Here is a 16,556-nt window from a genome sequence, read left to right as displayed (position 1 = left end):
TATAGCCCCTCTAATCCCATTTTTGAAAATCAGGGTCCGAGCGGTAGTGTTCATTATAAATGGCCGACACCCGGTCCCGCAGGCCGTTCCACGACAAGCCGGGATTGCGGCGTACGATCTGATACAAGCGGAGGAAGCGGTATCTCGGCAATCCATCCGCATAGCGGCTAATAAAATCAGGGAACGTATCGATATATTTTTTCTTCCGTACCGCTGCCCCGGCGGCGTCGATCATAATCTGCCTGCCTTGCTCCATCCGCAAGATGTTGGATTCATGGTTGAGCAGGTATTGGATCGCTTTGCTGTTGATCAACTCGCGTTTAATTTTGGCGATTTCACCGATATAGGCGGCCAGATCCGGATCAAACTCATCCAGCAATAGCGGTTCGAGTTCAAGCTCCATATCCTTGCGCAAGCTGAAGCTTTGAAGGAGAACGATCTGCTGCAGACGGATACGGTCATTCCGGACCAAGGAGGCAATTTCCCTGACGATTTCATACCCTAGCTGGGCATCTTCCTTGATGGCGGCAGAAGCCGTTGCTTTGTTCAGATCCAGGCCCTCAAGAATCTGTTTTCGATGAGATCTTATAAGCTTGTTCAGGGCATGCAGGGTCTCCGTTTGCAGCATCCGGCGCTGCATCAGCCATAACCATACAAGCAGGACCACCATACAAGCAAAGGAGATCACGATTTGCAAGAAGGTCTGACTAAGAAGTACGGCAGAGAGCCCTATAATATAGAAGAGAAGCCGGTCACTTTGCATGGAACGCTTGGCCATTTTCTCTGCAAGTTCCATAACGGGGACAGGGGCGCTCCGTTTACAGAAAGCGCAGCTGTCTTCCCAAAGAATCGTGAAATTGTGGCAATGTTTGCAAACCCTTAACTTTTGGTAGACATATCTCGTTTTACTATAGGGGCGAAGTTGTACGGGTTTTTTCTTATCCATGCTGTTCCCTCTGTGAGTTGGCAACTTCAAGCAGGGTCTGATGCAGCTGCTCCGGTGTCGGGGCGTTCTTCTTACGCTTGAAGTAGGCCGTGATCTTGATGATGACAAAAAGAAACAAAATCCCGAGACATCCGTATTTAATCATATATCTATTCCTTTCGGCATCGTATTTGTTCGAAAATGGTGGGTGAGCCTTGTGTCCTAAGTCCGGGTGGTACGACTGATTATGTTGAACTTTGGCAGGTATAATTATATCATATGGACATAGTGCTGGTATATTTTAGTGATTAGCATGGTATTTTCTATATAAATACACCAGAGAAATGGATGTTCCCGTTATTGTTTTTTAAGCTTTCTTTCATGTAATTTTAAGACTTATTGCCTACAGTTAGACTCATGGTCTGACAAACGAACCGAGGCATCCACCTGATGCTAGACTAAATGGATGAAGGAGTAATTCAATGTTACGTAAAAATAAATGGCTGCTCTCTTTGATGGCAGCGGTGCTGCTGATCTTGACCTGGAGCGGAGGAACCATGCCTCAGGCAATGGCTGCCTCGCAGGGCTCCAAGATTGATGCCGTACTGGTGATGGATGCCAGCAACTCGATGAAAAACAGTGATCCGGAGCGGATCAGCGGCGAAGCGATGAAAATGTTTATCGACATGCTGGCCACCACCGGCGACAAGGTCGGCGTCGTTTCCTATACCGACCGGATTCAGCGGGAGAAAGCGCTGCTGGAAATTCAGTCGGAGGCGGACAAGACCGCGCTGAAGGAGTTTATCGATCAGCTTGATCGCGGCCCGTACACGGATATGTCCGTAGGCCTCGATGAAGCCGTAAAAGTGCTGAAGCAGGGAATGGACCCGGCGCATGCGCCGATGATCGTTGTTTTGGCCGACGGTAACAATGACCTGGATCCAAACACGGGCAAGACAAGCCAGCAAGCGTCAGAACAGTTAGATCAAGCCGTCAAGGAGGCCAAGGGAAGCGGCATCCCGATTTATACGATTGGGCTGAATGCCGACGGGAAGCTGAATAAAGAAACGCTGGCTGAATTGGCAAACCAAACGGGGGGCAAATCCTTTACCACCAGTTCGGCGGATGACCTTCCGCAAATATTAAGCGAGATTTTTGCCAGCCATCAGCAGCTTAAGATCGTTCCGGTACAATCGATTACCGGCAACGGAAGCTATCAGGAGGTTACGGTCCGTGTGCCGAATGCGAACGTGCTGGAGGCGAACATTTCCATTATGTCCTCAAGCCCCGTCGACGTGAAGCTGGTCGATCCTGCGGGCGCTGAGCAGACTATTCCTTCGGCCAACGTACTGCGATCCACTTCCAATTCCTATTCGCTGCTCAAGCTGCTGAAGCCGCAGCAAGGCGATTGGAAGCTGCAGGTGAAAGGCGTATCGAAAGACAAAATCGACATCAACCTCGTATTCAACTACGACCTGGAGCTGACCATGGATCCTCCGCCACCTTCAAAGGTAAAGGCTGGAGACACGATCGATATTAGGGCATATCTCGTCAGCAATGGACAGAAGCTGCAGGACCAGGAACAGTATGGCAATATGACGGCCAAGCTGTTGGTTAAGGATCTGGACACCGGGGACGAGTCAGAGGTCGAGCTTGAGAATAAAGGCGGCAGCTTTGAAGGGAATTACAAGATTCCGCAAAAGCACGACTACGAGCTGAGGGTACGGGCGGAGGAGCAGAGCTTCTACCGCGAAAGCGCGCCTGTGAAGATTAGCGCAAAAGCGGCAGCCGCGGGCTCCGGAAGCGGTGGGAAGGAGATGACTGCGGGCGAGGATGCGAAACCTTTTCCTTTATGGCCCGTAATCATTGGCATCGCGGCCCTGCTCATTGTTGGAGCGGCTGCATATTTCATACTCGGCGCGATGAAGAAAGCGAACAAAGGCTTTGTCGGTCAGATCGTGATCGAGATCAGAGATGAGAACACCGGCGAGAAGACGTTCCCGCAATACAAGAAGCTGACTTCGTTCAAAGGGAAGTTCAATCTGCATCAGCTTCTGCAGCTTGCTCCCGAGCTGAAGGAGACCGAGAAGATCCTCTTCATGCCGGGCAAGAATGACCGCATGATACTTAAAAACAATTCTTCAGCCGTGATTGAGAAATCCGGCCGCGCGCTGGATGCATCGAATGGCACGGAGCTTATGAACGGAGACCGGCTGAGAGTTTCCCTGCAGCAGGCGGACAAAACGATATTATTGGAATATTTGGCTTAAAGCCAGGACCTATCAGGAGGGGAAGTTATGAAACCGGTAGTTAGAGAACATATACAACAGCTTGACGTTTCACTTGGAGGCGGGATTGTCAGCGAGAAAATACGGGTCGATACCATCGACAATCCTATCCTTATCATTGGACTTGGAGGGACGGGAATCGATGCGCTGCTGCGCTTGAAATATCAGATTAACCGCCGTTTCAAGCTGCCGGAGGATCCGTTGTCCAAGAAGAGAATGGACAAGCCGGATAATGTGGAATTTCTGGCCTTTGAGACCAACGAACAGGATAAGAATAAACGCTATAAAGGCATCGGGCTTGATCCGATCAATGAATTCGTGCTCCTCTCTAATGCCGAGATTGGAGGCCTCCTTCAAAACCGAAGCATCCTGGAGCCGTATATTACAGATTGGCTGTCGCCCGAGCTGAGCATTACCGATGGCATGAACGGGGCAGCAGGCGTACGCCAGGCGGGCCGTTTGCTCCTGTTCACGAAGATTACACAAGTGGTGCAGGCGATCGACAAGAAGATTAAGACGCTGTCGGTCGGCACGAACAAAAAGCTGATGGTTTTCCTGCTGACGGGGCTCTCCGGTGGTACAGGCAGCGGCTGCTTCTTGGACATTGCCTATATCGTTCGCGGCATTATCGAGCGGGACCACGGCTCTGCCGGCATTGACCGCGTGAACACGCTCGGCTATCTGTTTACGCCGGATATTAATCTGGCCAACAAAAGCTTGAGCGAGCATACGCGCGAATACATCAAGAAGAACGGGTATGCCGCCCTCAAAGAGCTCGATTACTGGATGAACGTGGATGCCAGAGGCGAGCGGTTCAAGCAGCAGTACGGCAGCATCCTGAACGTGAACTCCCCGCTGCCTCCGTTTAATCTGTGTCACCTGATATCCGCTACGAATACGGAAGGCAAACTGCTGGAGAACGCTTATGATTACTGCATGAACGTTACTGCGGAGAACATCACGAACTTTATGGCCAGCGAGGAAAAACAGTCCGGCGAAGAGTTTGCGATCCATGACTATATCAGCAACATTCGTACCAATATCGCGCAGATGAACAAGGCGTACCCTGCCAATTACGACTACAACATTATCGGCGCATCTTCAGCTGTTCTACCCATTGAAGAGATGACCACTTATCTGGCGTACCGCGTCTTCGGCAAAATGCAAACCATGTTCGAGAAAGCGCCGAGCCAGGAGGACGTCGAGAAATTCGCAAGCAAGCTGGGCATCGACCTGGACTCGATGACCAAGAACTTTGAGTCCCGCGTACCGGAGCCTCTCCCCGGTTACCAGAACAGCGAGCGACTTAGTTACGCGAACGTCGTGAAGAATCAGGTCATTAATATGGATACGGAGCTGGAGCAAAATTTCCTGGCGAGAGCCCGTGAGGAATACATCAAAGCGAAGAAGCAGCTGCCGGGCGAGATCGTGGCTCAGTTCAGCGATCAAATCCGCCGCATGTTCCTGCATCCGCAGCAAGGACCGTTCTACGTATCCCGTTTGATTTATACGGAGAAAGGCTTCAGCCTGCTGAAGATGCTGCTGTCCTACATCGAAGCGCTGCGCGAGAATCTGACCCGCATTCCCCGTGATATCGAGTCGGCCAGAGAGCAGGCGATCGATCGTCTGGGCGATGCGAAGAGCGCTTTTGTCTCCAAGGATAAGAAGAAGAACATCTATATTGAAGCCAAAATCAACGAATATTGGCTGGAAGCGGATGTGGAACGCACCGAGCAGATGATTGAATTCTATGAGGATTTATACGATCTGCTGAACCAGGAGAATAACCGGATTTATAGCGTATATACGGAAATTCTGAATGCGCTGAATTCGATTTTTGCCAAGAACGGTGACATTCTCGTCAACGGGGAGGAACAGCAGGATCATAAAGGGAACAAGACGTATTACTGGAACCTGGTCAGCGTGCCCGACATTTCCGATGTCATCAACAAAATCATGGATCAGAAGGATGTGGATGACCTCATCCGCGATTTTGCGCAAGAGCTGCTAAGCCATGCGAATCGTTGGACCCGGGAGCAGGAGATTGATATCGTCAGATCCATTTCGGAGTTTCTTACCGATAAATTCGGCGATCTGATCACCCGTTCGATGGAGGATTTCCTCGTCATGAAATTCGGGCAGGAGGATTCCATCGAAAAATTTGTCGAGCGCAATATCGCCAGCAAGCTGGATGATGAAGCTGTTCCGGTCTTCCATCTGAGCAACAGCGCAGGCAATTTGTACTTCCCTTCCTGGGGCTTTGTATCCGTGCCTGTGCAGGCTCCAAGCATTCTGAAGGGGATTCGAAATTATCAGAATAATTCAGTCGGGAAGTCTCACTTCACCGTGAAGGAGAGCGAAGTGAAGAACCGGATCTTCTGGCTGAATACAAAGAACGGCGTGCCGTTATTCGTTTATACACCGCTTAAGGTTTATGAAGAGAGTTACGAACGCACGATCATGGACAAGGAAGGCGTGGGACGCCACTTGGTGCAGACCGACCGTAACAACTGGACGTACCTGCCATCGCCGATTCCCGAAAAATCCTGGGGGGATACCTACGTCAATCCGCGGGTTCAAGATTACAACGAACGCGTTCGCGCTGAATTTAATCAGGCCCTTGAGTTTAAGGTCATCATCCAGAAGGATGTTGACCAGAATACGAGCAGCCGCTACGCGGTTGTGTTCACGAAGCCATTTGATCTGAACGAGCTGCTTCGTGCTTATGATCTGCAGCTGGATAGCCCCAAGCCTAACCTTGGCGAGGTCAAGCGGGCATGGACCGAACTGAAGCGATTGATGAACGAGGGACTGGAGCGGGTAGGCTCCAAGGATATTTTCAACAGCATCAACGAGGATATGGCCAAAGAGAATCTGATTCGTTCGCCGGAAATGATCCGCAGCGTGCGGGAAGAGCTGAAGAAATATGCAGCCATCGCAGCCAAAATCACGGAATTCGAGCTCTTGATCAGCGACAATCAGAATGAGGAGAAATGGCTCGATCAATTTATAGAGGCGTTGTATACCGGGACGATCACGAAGAAGGGTGCGCTCTTCGTTTATGATCGCGATCCGGAAGAGGATTCCTGGGAGCCGTTTGCCAATCTGCTAAAAAGCGTGAATGACGTGGAGTATGAAGTCTACAAGCACTTCCGTCAGCTGGATGAGAAAAGCCGGAGCACGCTGCTTCGTAAATCCTCCCGCCGTGATCAGGAGCTGACCGCTTCCGAGGATATTACGCCGCTGCTCGCGAAGCTGGAAGAATTGGCCGAACGCTTCCTGGAAACGCGCGACCGGCTCGAATACGAGAAGGTGGAGCTTGCGGACGGTGAAGAACGTTATCAGTTCTATAGACAGGTCTCTTCGAAATTAAATGACATCCGCAGAAGGTTGAAATAGCGATGAGGGAAATTCTTCGCCAGTATGCTGCGGGCTATGCCAAATCGGAAGAGCAGCTTACCTTGATGGAGGATGATCAGAGCAGCATCCACTACCCGGAGGTATACTTGTTCATCGGTGATAAGACAGCGTCCGCAATCGAGCCGATCATGGAGATACATGACCGTAAATGGGACAACAGCGCAAGTGTCATCTATTTGCACGTGGGAACGGGCCAAGATGGAGGGCGGGAGCCGAAAGGCTCCGCATCCTCGGGTCGTCTTCACAGGTATCATCTGCAATTGCCGGAGTCAGACGGCGCATCCAAGTCCGTACGCAAGGAGCTGTACCAGAGCTTCTATCGGGACCCGCACCACCTGGCCGGGTTGAACAAAGCGATTCGGAAGCTGAGCCACCACATTTCAGACTATGGACGCAGCTATTCATCGTTTGACCGGATTCATCTATCTGTTATTACACGGGTCGACGACCCGTTTAATGTGTTTATTCCGGAAATTTCATTACTGGCGGAATCCATCTTCCAGCAGTCTTTCAAGTCAGTGCAAATGGATTTGTATGCGCTGATTCAAGAAAGGGAGCAGATTGAATCCTACGGTTATGCGAGCTCCGTGGGCGTTGCCTTCTTGCGGGAGCTGGAGCTGATGCAAAGCCGGGAATACAGCTTCTCTGCGCCGCTGCAGGTCACGGAGGATGGGCTGGCCATTCCGGTCGTTCACCCAGCCTCGCCGTTGTTTGATCTCGTCTATGTGCTGTCCGATAAGAATGAACGGGGCATATCGGGATACGCCGGGATGCTCGATATCTACGATATCATCTGCCATCTGGGTTTGCTTAAGAACCGGAAGCAGAAGGATGAAACTTATGACGGAATCCGGGGCATCTACAACAATACGTCCTTCAAAAGCAATATCATGACGGAATCCGGCCGACAAGGCTTTGTCTCCGCTGGCTTTGCCCGGGTGAAGAGGCCGGGCGAGCCGATTGCGCTCACGGTCCTCTATCACCTGTGCCGCGGGCTGCTGCTTCGCATGAAGGGCGGGCCTGAACCGGAGGTTCACGAATGCCTGACCTACTTCGGTCTCGACCCGGAAGCCGTATCGGCAAAAGCGGACCGGATGCTGCCGAACGCAGAGCATCTGGACGGGCTAAAGGGTATGATGTCACACCCCGTCAGTTTTGCCGGGCTGAAGCGGATGAACATTCGCGAGGCTGAAGAGGCGCTGTTCGGCGAAGGATGTCGGCAATTTTTCCACAGCAATTACGAGCTGGAAGTCCAGAAGAGACTGAGCGATATAAGCACTTCTGAGGATCTTCATCGTGCGCTTCTTCGCACCTTGGCGGATCATCCGCAAATCGGTTGTTATCAAATCGTGGAGTGGACGAGCGACAAGGCGGGAGAGGGGATACTGCTTAAAGCGGTTCGTTCTCGAATCCGGGATCTCGGCAGCCTCCTGAAGACCGAGCAGGACGGGCTAAACCGCTATTATGAGGAAAGCGTGGAAAGCCAGCCGTTCAAGAAGCTTCCTTTTCGAGATAAACAGAATGTGCGTCATTTCATTCGCTATTTCGTTGGTGAGGTCTATCGGCGGAAATATGAGCTTCTATTACTGGAAACGGAGCTTGCGCTGTACAGGCTCTATGAGGCGGAGTTAGAACGGATCCACCGTCATTACAAGCAGCAGGCGAACATGCTGGACCAGCTTGAAGCGGAGTTGCTGGAAGCAGCCCAGTCGAGCATACGTACCGCAGACGATTATATCGGCCAGAACCTGATGGAGTATTATGGCCTTGTAACGGAAGAGCTGATGCTGGAATTGGAGAGTAAGCGCGGCCAGGGAGTCTTCTTCGAGGAACGGTATGTCGGCAATCTCTCCATCGTTACGCATGAAGGAACGGAACCGATCCTGTCGAACATGATCCGGGTTTGTCTGAGGGATCTATTGACGGCAGAGCCGTTTGTGCAGACCTTCGAGGAAGAACTGCTGCGGCGGGCGAATGTAACCATCGACTACAATAACAAGCAGGTGCTCGCCAAGGAAGACCTGTTTAAGGTGCTTTACCGGATGCTGGAGGAGAACTCCGTTACGTTGGTCAGGCTGCTTGACTATACGCAGGAGCATCGATATGAGGAGAAATATTTCTTCGGCGATGCCGACAGCGAATTCGTCCGTTATGCGATCCACGCCGATGAAGCTTTACGGGTGTACAAGCTTGGCATCGTGCATGAGAAGCGCTCCAGCGGGGTCGAGAAGCTGAACCTGATGGGAGGTTTCCACTTGGAGGATCTGATGTATTATCGGAATGGCAGAACCTACTACGAGACCTATACGGCAAATGGTTATGAATTTCATGGCATGGAACCGGCGCAACTTCCCGAACTGCGCTAACGTTCTTAGATTCTGATACAGAGAGTAGGCGTGTATTGTGCAACGAAAATTAAACCCTCTCCTGCTGCTGCTTAGTCTGGTCGGTGGGGGACTCGGATTTGCCATTGGGGAATTTTTGCTTCGCCAGTGGGGGACAGGGCTTCCTGTCATCGTGGTTACAGGGATCTATTTCGGGATTCTGGCCTTTTGCATCGGATTGGCCTGCTTAATCGCAGAACTGATATCCCCCCGTTTGAGCGGGAGCTCATGGAGACAGCGATACACAGGCACATCATGGAAGCTGCTGATCCCAACCACGTTGGTGGCATTGTTCCTGCTCGGCATGCTGTTTGAGTGGGTGTACCAGTTGAACCCGGGCAGCGTCAAGCCCGTGAAGGATATCGTGCTGGTCATTGACAATTCGGGCAGCATGAATGAGACGGACCCGAATCAGGACCGATACACGGCGGCCAAAAATCTGATCAACCGCATGGATGAGGATAACCGTGTATCGGTAATGGTGTTTGATCATGCGACAACGTTACTGCAGCCGTTTACGCGTGTGAAGAACCAAGAAACCAAGGATGAGATCATCGCGGAAATCGACGGTTTGGCAGCAACCGATGGCGGTACGGACATCAGTCTTGCGTTGGAGGATACCATGTCGCATATTCAGGAAAGCCAGGATGCCGGCCGAAGCGCCATGGTCATTATGCTGTCGGACGGCTTTAGCGAAACGGACCATGATCGTGTGCTTGCGGACTATAAGCAGCAGCAAATCGCGGTGAATACGATTGGCCTCAGCCTTGTTAACCCGGACGGTGCCCAACTGCTTCAGACGATTGCTGCCGAAACGGGCGGGCAATATTACGATGTGCAGAACGCGGCAGATTTGTCTTTTATTTTCCAGAAAATCTATAACGATGTCGGAGACCGTTCGCTGTTGACGAAACGTACGGGCGCTATGGAAGATAGCGTTTATTATCAGATCGGCAGAATCGCTGCGATGCTGCTCATTGGCGCTGCCATGGGCCTGGCCCTCGGAACAATGTTTGACAACCGCCATCTTGCGCTTAGCTTCAGCATAGGCGGCGCGGTATCGGGCGTACTGGCAGGCATCGTTCTGGAATATGGTCTTTCCGGAGAGGAAATTGGGGATGCCTCCGTTCGTCTGATAGCCTGCCTTATTCTTGCGGGGATCATCGCCTTGTTCACGTTGGTGATTCCGGTTAAGGAGAGCAGCAGGATTATCCGCAATGTGCAGCGGCCGGGCCTTACGGGAAGAGGGCAGCGGCAGAATGATTCAACAAGCCGAGGATTTTAAAGCAGGGGGCGTTCGATATGCGGTTTAAAAATGCGGAGCCCGGAGAAGGGGTCATTCAGGGATTAAGCTATCATTTAGACGATGGTTACTGCACGCTCCGCTGGAGCTGGCCGCCGGGTCTTCAAGCGGTATACATTCACCGTGCGATGGACGACGGATTCGGTCAGCCAGCAAGTGATCCGCTACCTGGCGGAATGCGTCTATATACCCGAGACGAGTATAAGGCGAATAACGGGTACCGTGACCGGCTGGACGGGATTGGTCAGATCACGTACACGGTATACGCCTTGTCTTCCGAAGACGGAGAGATGGCGTTAATCAGACAGCCGGATGAAACGAATAGCATTCGATTCAGTACCGGCAAAGCCAGACTGGTCTACTCCATCCGCGAAAAAAGCCGCTGGCTGCAGCCCTATAAGACGATAGAAATTCAGGTTACGGCGGAAGTGCCGGTACCGAAGGAAGCTTTATGTTACGTGAAGAAGCAGGGGGCTTATCCGGTCAACAAGGAAGACGGCATCTTGTATCCGTTCGTGACGGATTTTGCTGCCGGACGCAACGTATTGCCTGCGATTGAGGTGGGCAAGAACGATTACGTGCGCCTGTTTTTTACGGATGGAAGGAAGTACGGACAACGGTATGAGCTCGTTTATAGATAGAGAGACCGAACACACAGTAACCACGAAGAACGCGTTAGTGTGTAATTCATAGGGTTCAAAGGGAGGTACAAAGGATGGGCATTTTTGATATATTCAAGAAAAAACCGGAGCCGGAGCCAAGGCCGCTGTTCTATGATATTGTGTGCCCTTACTGTTTCAGTAAGTTTGCTCCGAAGGAAGTTGTCTTCCGGGCTGCCCACGACCGGGAGGATGACGAGGACTATGCGCTTGGGGAAGATGATGAGCTGAATCGGTACCGGGAACGCTTTGGGCTGGATTCCGTTTATGATATCGAAGCGATTATCCGTCCGAGCGACATACCGGAGGAGCAGCACATTTATTCGGATCATGTGCTGGTTGGATTGAATGACCGTTACGGAGTCGTCACGCGCAGACGATTGTGCCCGAAATGCCATAATGAGCTTCCGGTAACCGCCGGGAAGGTGCCAAGCAACATTATCTCGATTATCGGTGCTTCCCAAGTGGGCAAATCGGTTTATATGACTTCGCTCATTCATACGCTGCAGCATACAACGGCGGATCATTTTGATGCGGCCTGCATGCCGCTGAATGCCGAGATCAGCCGCAAGTTCCGTACGGGCTATGAGGAGCCGTTATTTGAGCGCGGAGATTTGCTGGCGTCCACGCAGAAGGAGAAGATGCAGGAGCCGTTCATTTTCCAATTCGTGTTCAAGGATGAATCCAAGCCGCCGTTAACCCTCGTATTTTTTGACGTAGCGGGTGAGGGCATGGTGGATGAGGATTACTTGGGACTTCATGGACAGCATATCAAGAATTCCGCGGGTATTTTGTTTATGGTGGATCCGCTCCAAATCCGCTCCATTCGGGAGAAAATCCGCCTGAAATTCGGTGACCAGCCCGGGGAATGGGTGTCCCAGTATGATGAGCCGCGGGATGTCGTGCTGACGATGTTCGGCGATTTCATCGCTTATGAGGACAAGGGCAAGACGGATATTCCGACAGCCGTCGTCTTAACCAAGAGCGACATGCTTCACGCGCTTAAGGATGAGGATGGCGAATACGTGAAGCTGAACAGCAATATCTTTAACAATGTGGTACACCGCAAGTTTTTGAATTTGACCGAATTTGAAAATATTGACGGCGAGATCCGCCGTTTTATCGAGAAGGTCGACCGCCCGTTCAAGGGAACGATGGATGTATACTTTTCGAATACAGCGTATTTTGCCGTATCGGCTTTAGGCAGCAACCCTGTCGATCAGAAGCTGCAAAGCGTCGTTAGCCCGATTCGGGTGGATGAACCGTTCATCTGGCTTCTGTACAAGCTGAAGTATATTCAGGGGAGGGAAGACTAGTGCCGGATTTCCCATCCCGAACCATACAGCAGCAGATGTACACGCGGGAGCGGCGAGGCATATTCCGTTCGGCCGAGGGCTTTGATACGGTGGCCCGTTCGTCCGGATTGGAGGCTTCCTTTATCAAAAAGGTGCTGCATCCTTTTTGCCAATACGAAGCTCCTGGCGAGCTGACGGCACGCAGCGAGCGGGACGCTGCGGCTTATCCGGCGGCCCTTCATCTCTTCCATACGGAAACAGGAGAAACGGTGCTGGGGCGAAGCGTGTTTCAGCCTGCGGATTTCACGGGACTGCGCAGTGCCTTTTTTACGCATCATTATGTCATTCCCGACGGTTTTCTTGTAGATGAGCATAACGCTTATCAGACTTGGCTCCAGGCCTCCTTTGCCGATCATTACGATATCGAAGCAGGCGTTGATCTGCCGCAGCTCCCTGCCATTCCGGTTCAGGGGGATTCCCAAGTGGCCATTTCATATAAGAAGGCGCCGACCTTATTGCAGGAGCTAGGGATCGACGAGAAGGTATTCAAACAGCTGCTTTATGCATGCATATCCGCGGCTGCCGGGAAGAAAAAGGTATACATCGTGCTGGACGTCCCTGTGGAACAGTTGTCCGCGAAGGCGGAGCAGCTGCTCTTTGTGTTGTTTGGCCGATTGCCCTATGCGCTGCGGCAGGTGCTTGGATTCGTTACCTATGCCAAGGAGCCGCAGAGCAAGAAGGGACTTCATCTCATGTTCGTGGAGAAGGGCAGCCTGCGCTTAAGCGACCGAAGCATCGAGAAGGATTATTTGTTTGAGCTCGCTGCCGGCAGGGTCATCAATGCCGACCTGAAATGGTCCGAGCAGCCTTATCTTGATTTTGCATGGGAGACGCTGTTGGACCCGGATCGCTCCGAGCGCTTTTTTGCCTTCGCCGAGCAGATGCTTGCGGATATGGAGCCGGGTCTGGGGATCTCGCTGGATAGCTACGATGATTTATGTGTGCTGTTCCAGATTGAAGAAGGTCAAGTGGGTTTGTACCATGAGCATAAACATGCCGTGCTGCGTGCTTTGCTGCTTTATTTGAAGCCGGCAGGCGCCCTTGTTTCAAAGAGCCGGCTGGATCAGCTTTTCCACACCCTGTTTGCCCAGGAATTCGAGCTTGTCAAAGGCGGACATGTTCCGGATGCAGCGATTGCCGGTTTCGTTAAGGATTATCACGGCATCAATCCCCGGCAGCATCATGATCTGATTGTGGAATATTTCATCCGCTCCTTAAATAACGCCTTATCGAAGCAGCGTCAGGATGTGACCGAGGCGATTTATGACTTACTGGAGGGCAGCCCGGCCTTAAGCCGAGCCTTCTATGCCAGGGTGCTGACCAGTCCGGGACTGCCGGCGTTGATGTTCGATCCGTACATGAAAACGCGCATGCAGCAAGCGGCGTCGCCTGCCGACTTGGTAGATCTGATCGGCTTGTGGGTTCGAAACCACCCTCTCTTGCTGGAGCAGGAGAATTATATCAGGTTAGCGGAAACCCAGCTTGTGGATAAGCTTAGGCATGATCCGGATCCGGTGAGAGCGGTCAACGCTGTACTGGATCAACTGGATTCGTTGGAGCACCATCCTCAGAGGGGAATTGGCCGTTACCAAGGCGGAACTGCATTTGCAGACCGGTTGATTTATGCGGCAAACCTCTTTCTCTTGCGTGAGTTGGAGCCCGAGCAATTAAGCCAGAAACAGCTGCTGGATATCGGCTTCCTTCAAATGCCGAAGGAGTTCAAGGGTTGGGTAGAGCGTTTTGACTCCCGGATTCGGTCCAAGGCCGCAGTCATGCTCGCCCTTTTCCAGTGGTCCAGCCGTGAAGAGGTCCAACCGGAGGTACTGGAGGATCTGTCAGCAGAGGAACGGGAGCGCACCCAGCATATCATGCGGAAGTGGCTGCAGCATCATGTGGAACCGTCCAATTTCGAGAGCATAACCTTGGCTTTCTGCACGGATATCAATTCCAGTGCGGTAGACTACCGGGGCTTGCTGGATTATTTGCACAGATACGGCCAGAGTCCGGAAGTGGTATACCAGTATATTCAGTGGTCTGCCGAGCAGCCGGTATTCGTTAGGCCGCGGGGACTTGTTCCGGCTTATGCTGCCGCCATCGTCGATTATTTCAAAACCTATGACCGTGAAGCCTTCAAGAATAAGGATTATGTGAAAACGTATTTCCATTCTCCTGCGCCCATCCTCAAACCGGTTTATACGAAGGTTAGGGCAGAATTGGCATCGCCGTTGGTGCGATGGTTTCGCCAACATTCGCGGTTCGTAAAAATCACTTCAGCCGCACTAGTTGTAATTGTGATTGCAGGCGGCGTCTTCATGATGATCCAAAACGGCAAAGGACCTGCGGACGGCAATGCCGATCCGAATCCGGTCGTCACGCCTCCGGTCACCGCACCTCCGGTTTCTACCGATACCGTCCTTGAAAAGCCGTTATTGACGGCAACGGTGGTGGAGGAAGGCGGGCAGGAGGGCAAGACCGAGCTGAGTTTCCATTTTAAACAGCCAGCGGCTTGCCGGGATTTCAATGTGGATAAGATTGAGATTGTAGGCAAGGATGCAGGCACGCTGCTTGAGGCCGCTGGCCCTGAATTATCGCGGGTATGCGCCGATGACACAACGGGTGAAGCGGATACTGATCCATCAGGGACAGAGCTTAATTCAACTGGCAATCAAGCGGACCCGAATACCGGGACAACAGAAGGGGAAGGCTCGTCTGATCCTGTTGAAGGTGAAGGCGTGCAGTCATCGGATAGCGTTGGTGACGCTCAGGAAAACCAGACATATTCAAGTCAGGTCACCGTGAAGCTGGATCAACCGATTGACGTATCCCTAGTCGAGAAGGTTGTTGTGGATGGCGTCTCGTATGAGCTGTCCGACGAAAGCGCGCTTTCGGAAGAGCAGACTCCGGAGAATGAGACGGATGAGGAAGTTTAAATATAGAAAACGAGCAGACGATCCATACGTCTGCTCGTTTTTTTCGTGCCTCTTATGCACGACCACCTATTTATGCTGGCAGCAGATTTGTTCTTCTCTTTCAAGGTTTTGTGCGGTTGCATAGGTGTTGCCCCACTCACACATCGTATTTAATACAGGCACGAAGGATTGGCCCAGCTCAGTTAAACTGTATTCTACTTTAGGCGGCACTTCTTTAAATACCTCTCTTCGGACAAGCTCATCCCTTTCCAGCTGCTTTAATTGTTCGGTTAAGACTTTCTGCGTTATGGTTGGCATGAGCAGATAGAATTCCTTTGTTCTCCTTGGTTGTTGACTCAGAAAAAAGAGGATTAAACATTTCCACTTTCCTCCTACCGTATTCATAAAAATATTGATTCCCGTATTGAGGCTGTTCATTGTGTATTCCTCCTGAATAGGCACATAAAGGTGGCTAACCCACTTTATTGTGCGTTATTTTCCGCCACGTTACGGTCCATTATAATCGGATTGTGAAGCAAATAAAACATTTGGAGTGAGTGAGAACAATGAGTGTGAGAGAGATCATAGAAGAAAGACGTTCTGTCAGACATTATGACCCCCATTATAAAGTGGAATCGGAAACGTTGGCGGCATTGATTGAAGGAGCCAGTAAATCGCCCAACGGAAACAATATTCAAGCGACACGGTACCTGGTTATAGACGACCCGAATTTAAGGAACTTGTTACTACCCATTGCCTTTCATCAGCAACAGGTAATAGAAGCATCCGTACTAATCGTTGTACTGGGCGATTATCAAGCATTTGAAAAAGAAAACATTATAAATATCCATGAAGATGGATTCCAAAAGGGTTATTTTGACGCATCCTTAAGAGACTATTTAGCCAACGCGGCAATCGATTATTATCTAAAAAAATCAAAAGATGATTTAAAGCTCGAATTAGTAAGAGACGCAAGCCTGGCATCGATGTCGTTCGTTTTATTGGCGAACGAGGCAGGTCTTGATACGATTACCATGTCCGGGTATGATTCCCAACAATTAAAGTCGGCCTTACAGATTTCTGATAGGTATGAAGATGTGATGCTGATCGCCATTGGGAAAGGAATTAAACAAGGTCATAAAACCGTTAGACACGATGTGGGCAAAGTCATTTATATAAACAAAATATAAAGGAAGCGTATAATAAAAAGCCGCATAAGAGTTTTGACCTGACGGTAAAGGTTGCGAGTGGAAGTTACCACTATGCATGGAGCGAATGCGATAAAAGCAAAGACGGTAAACAGATGACCAAGC

At 51.1% G+C, this 16,556-nt stretch carries 11 protein-coding genes; 8 read left to right on the top strand and 3 right to left on the bottom strand.

What is annotated here, in order from left to right; translation table 11 throughout:
* Positions 1–10: 10 nt before the first annotated feature.
* Together ACETK5_RS30895 and ACETK5_RS30890 are read right to left on the bottom strand one after the other, a co-directional pair.
* Positions 11–796: a hypothetical protein gene (locus ACETK5_RS30895; protein WP_243391007.1), complete on the bottom strand. Its 786-nt coding sequence runs from the start codon at positions 794–796 to the stop codon at positions 11–13.
* A 142-nt stretch (positions 797–938) separates the two neighbouring features.
* The gene (locus tag ACETK5_RS30890) at positions 939–1,091 is read right to left on the bottom strand and encodes a hypothetical protein (RefSeq protein WP_394059624.1); all 153 of its coding nucleotides are present in this window, start codon (positions 1,089–1,091) and stop codon (positions 939–941) included.
* 316 nt (positions 1,092–1,407) lie between these two features.
* Between ACETK5_RS30890 and ACETK5_RS30885 the strand changes: the two genes are divergently transcribed.
* The 7 genes from ACETK5_RS30885 to ACETK5_RS30855 all read left to right on the top strand — a co-directional run bounded on the left by ACETK5_RS30885 (position 1,408) and on the right by ACETK5_RS30855 (position 15,264).
* Positions 1,408–3,195, top strand: coding sequence for a vWA domain-containing protein (locus ACETK5_RS30885; protein ID WP_394059623.1), 1,788 nt, complete (start codon positions 1,408–1,410; stop codon positions 3,193–3,195).
* Positions 3,196–3,222: 27 nt separating this feature from the next.
* A complete protein-coding gene (locus ACETK5_RS30880) occupies positions 3,223–6,612 on the top strand; it encodes a tubulin-like doman-containing protein (protein ID WP_100541383.1) in 3,390 nt (1,129 codons plus the stop codon).
* A gap of 2 nt (positions 6,613–6,614) precedes the next feature.
* Positions 6,615–8,999, top strand: a complete 2,385-nt coding sequence (locus ACETK5_RS30875; protein WP_394059622.1) for a transcription initiation factor TFIID — start codon at positions 6,615–6,617, stop codon at positions 8,997–8,999.
* 37 nt (positions 9,000–9,036) lie between these two features.
* Positions 9,037–10,302, top strand: coding sequence for a vWA domain-containing protein (locus ACETK5_RS30870; protein WP_394059621.1), 1,266 nt, complete (start codon positions 9,037–9,039; stop codon positions 10,300–10,302).
* Positions 10,303–10,319: 17 nt separating this feature from the next.
* On the top strand, positions 10,320–10,961 hold the full coding sequence (locus ACETK5_RS30865; protein WP_100541386.1) for a beta-mannanase: 642 nt from the start codon (positions 10,320–10,322) through the stop codon (positions 10,959–10,961).
* 74 nt (positions 10,962–11,035) lie between these two features.
* Positions 11,036–12,295 carry a hypothetical protein gene (locus ACETK5_RS30860; RefSeq protein ID WP_100541387.1) on the top strand — a complete coding sequence of 420 codons (1,260 nt, stop codon included), beginning with the start codon at positions 11,036–11,038 and terminating at the stop codon, positions 12,293–12,295.
* On the top strand, positions 12,295–15,264 hold the full coding sequence (locus ACETK5_RS30855) for a GAP1-N2 domain-containing protein (RefSeq protein ID WP_394059620.1): 2,970 nt from the start codon (positions 12,295–12,297) through the stop codon (positions 15,262–15,264). Before ACETK5_RS30860 ends, ACETK5_RS30855 begins: the two co-directional genes overlap by 1 nt.
* Before the next feature lie 66 nt (positions 15,265–15,330).
* On the opposite strand, the gene ACETK5_RS30850 is transcribed toward ACETK5_RS30855, so the two are convergent.
* Positions 15,331–15,681 carry a winged helix-turn-helix transcriptional regulator gene (locus tag ACETK5_RS30850; RefSeq protein WP_100541389.1) on the bottom strand — a complete coding sequence of 117 codons (351 nt, stop codon included), beginning with the start codon at positions 15,679–15,681 and terminating at the stop codon, positions 15,331–15,333.
* Positions 15,682–15,809: 128 nt separating this feature from the next.
* Here ACETK5_RS30850 and ACETK5_RS30845 point away from each other — a divergent pair, with 128 nt between their 5' ends.
* A complete protein-coding gene (locus ACETK5_RS30845; RefSeq protein WP_326115764.1) occupies positions 15,810–16,433 on the top strand; it encodes a nitroreductase family protein in 624 nt (207 codons plus the stop codon).
* Positions 16,434–16,556: the final 123 nt, after the last annotated feature.

The organism is Paenibacillus ilasis (assembly GCF_043195395.1).
Taxonomy (GTDB): domain Bacteria; phylum Bacillota; class Bacilli; order Paenibacillales; family Paenibacillaceae; genus Paenibacillus_AQ; species Paenibacillus_AQ lautus.
Note: the sequence above shows the minus strand (reverse complement) of the source record. Positions and strands in the feature narration are given on the sequence as shown.

Coding starts and splice junctions, on each gene's coding strand:
- ACETK5_RS30895 (WP_243391007.1), bottom strand. CDS start 796: ATGGAACTTGCAGAGAAAATGGCCAAGCGTTCCATGCAAAGTGACCGG.
- ACETK5_RS30850 (WP_100541389.1), bottom strand. CDS start 15,681: ATGAACAGCCTCAATACGGGAATCAATATTTTTATGAATACGGTAGGA.
- ACETK5_RS30875 (WP_394059622.1), top strand. CDS start 6,615: ATGAGGGAAATTCTTCGCCAGTATGCTGCGGGCTATGCCAAATCGGAA.
- ACETK5_RS30860 (WP_100541387.1), top strand. CDS start 11,036: ATGGGCATTTTTGATATATTCAAGAAAAAACCGGAGCCGGAGCCAAGG.
- ACETK5_RS30865 (WP_100541386.1), top strand. CDS start 10,320: ATGCGGTTTAAAAATGCGGAGCCCGGAGAAGGGGTCATTCAGGGATTA.
- ACETK5_RS30880 (WP_100541383.1), top strand. CDS start 3,223: ATGAAACCGGTAGTTAGAGAACATATACAACAGCTTGACGTTTCACTT.
- ACETK5_RS30885 (WP_394059623.1), top strand. CDS start 1,408: ATGTTACGTAAAAATAAATGGCTGCTCTCTTTGATGGCAGCGGTGCTG.
- ACETK5_RS30845 (WP_326115764.1), top strand. CDS start 15,810: ATGAGTGTGAGAGAGATCATAGAAGAAAGACGTTCTGTCAGACATTAT.
- ACETK5_RS30890 (WP_394059624.1), bottom strand. CDS start 1,091: ATGATTAAATACGGATGTCTCGGGATTTTGTTTCTTTTTGTCATCATC.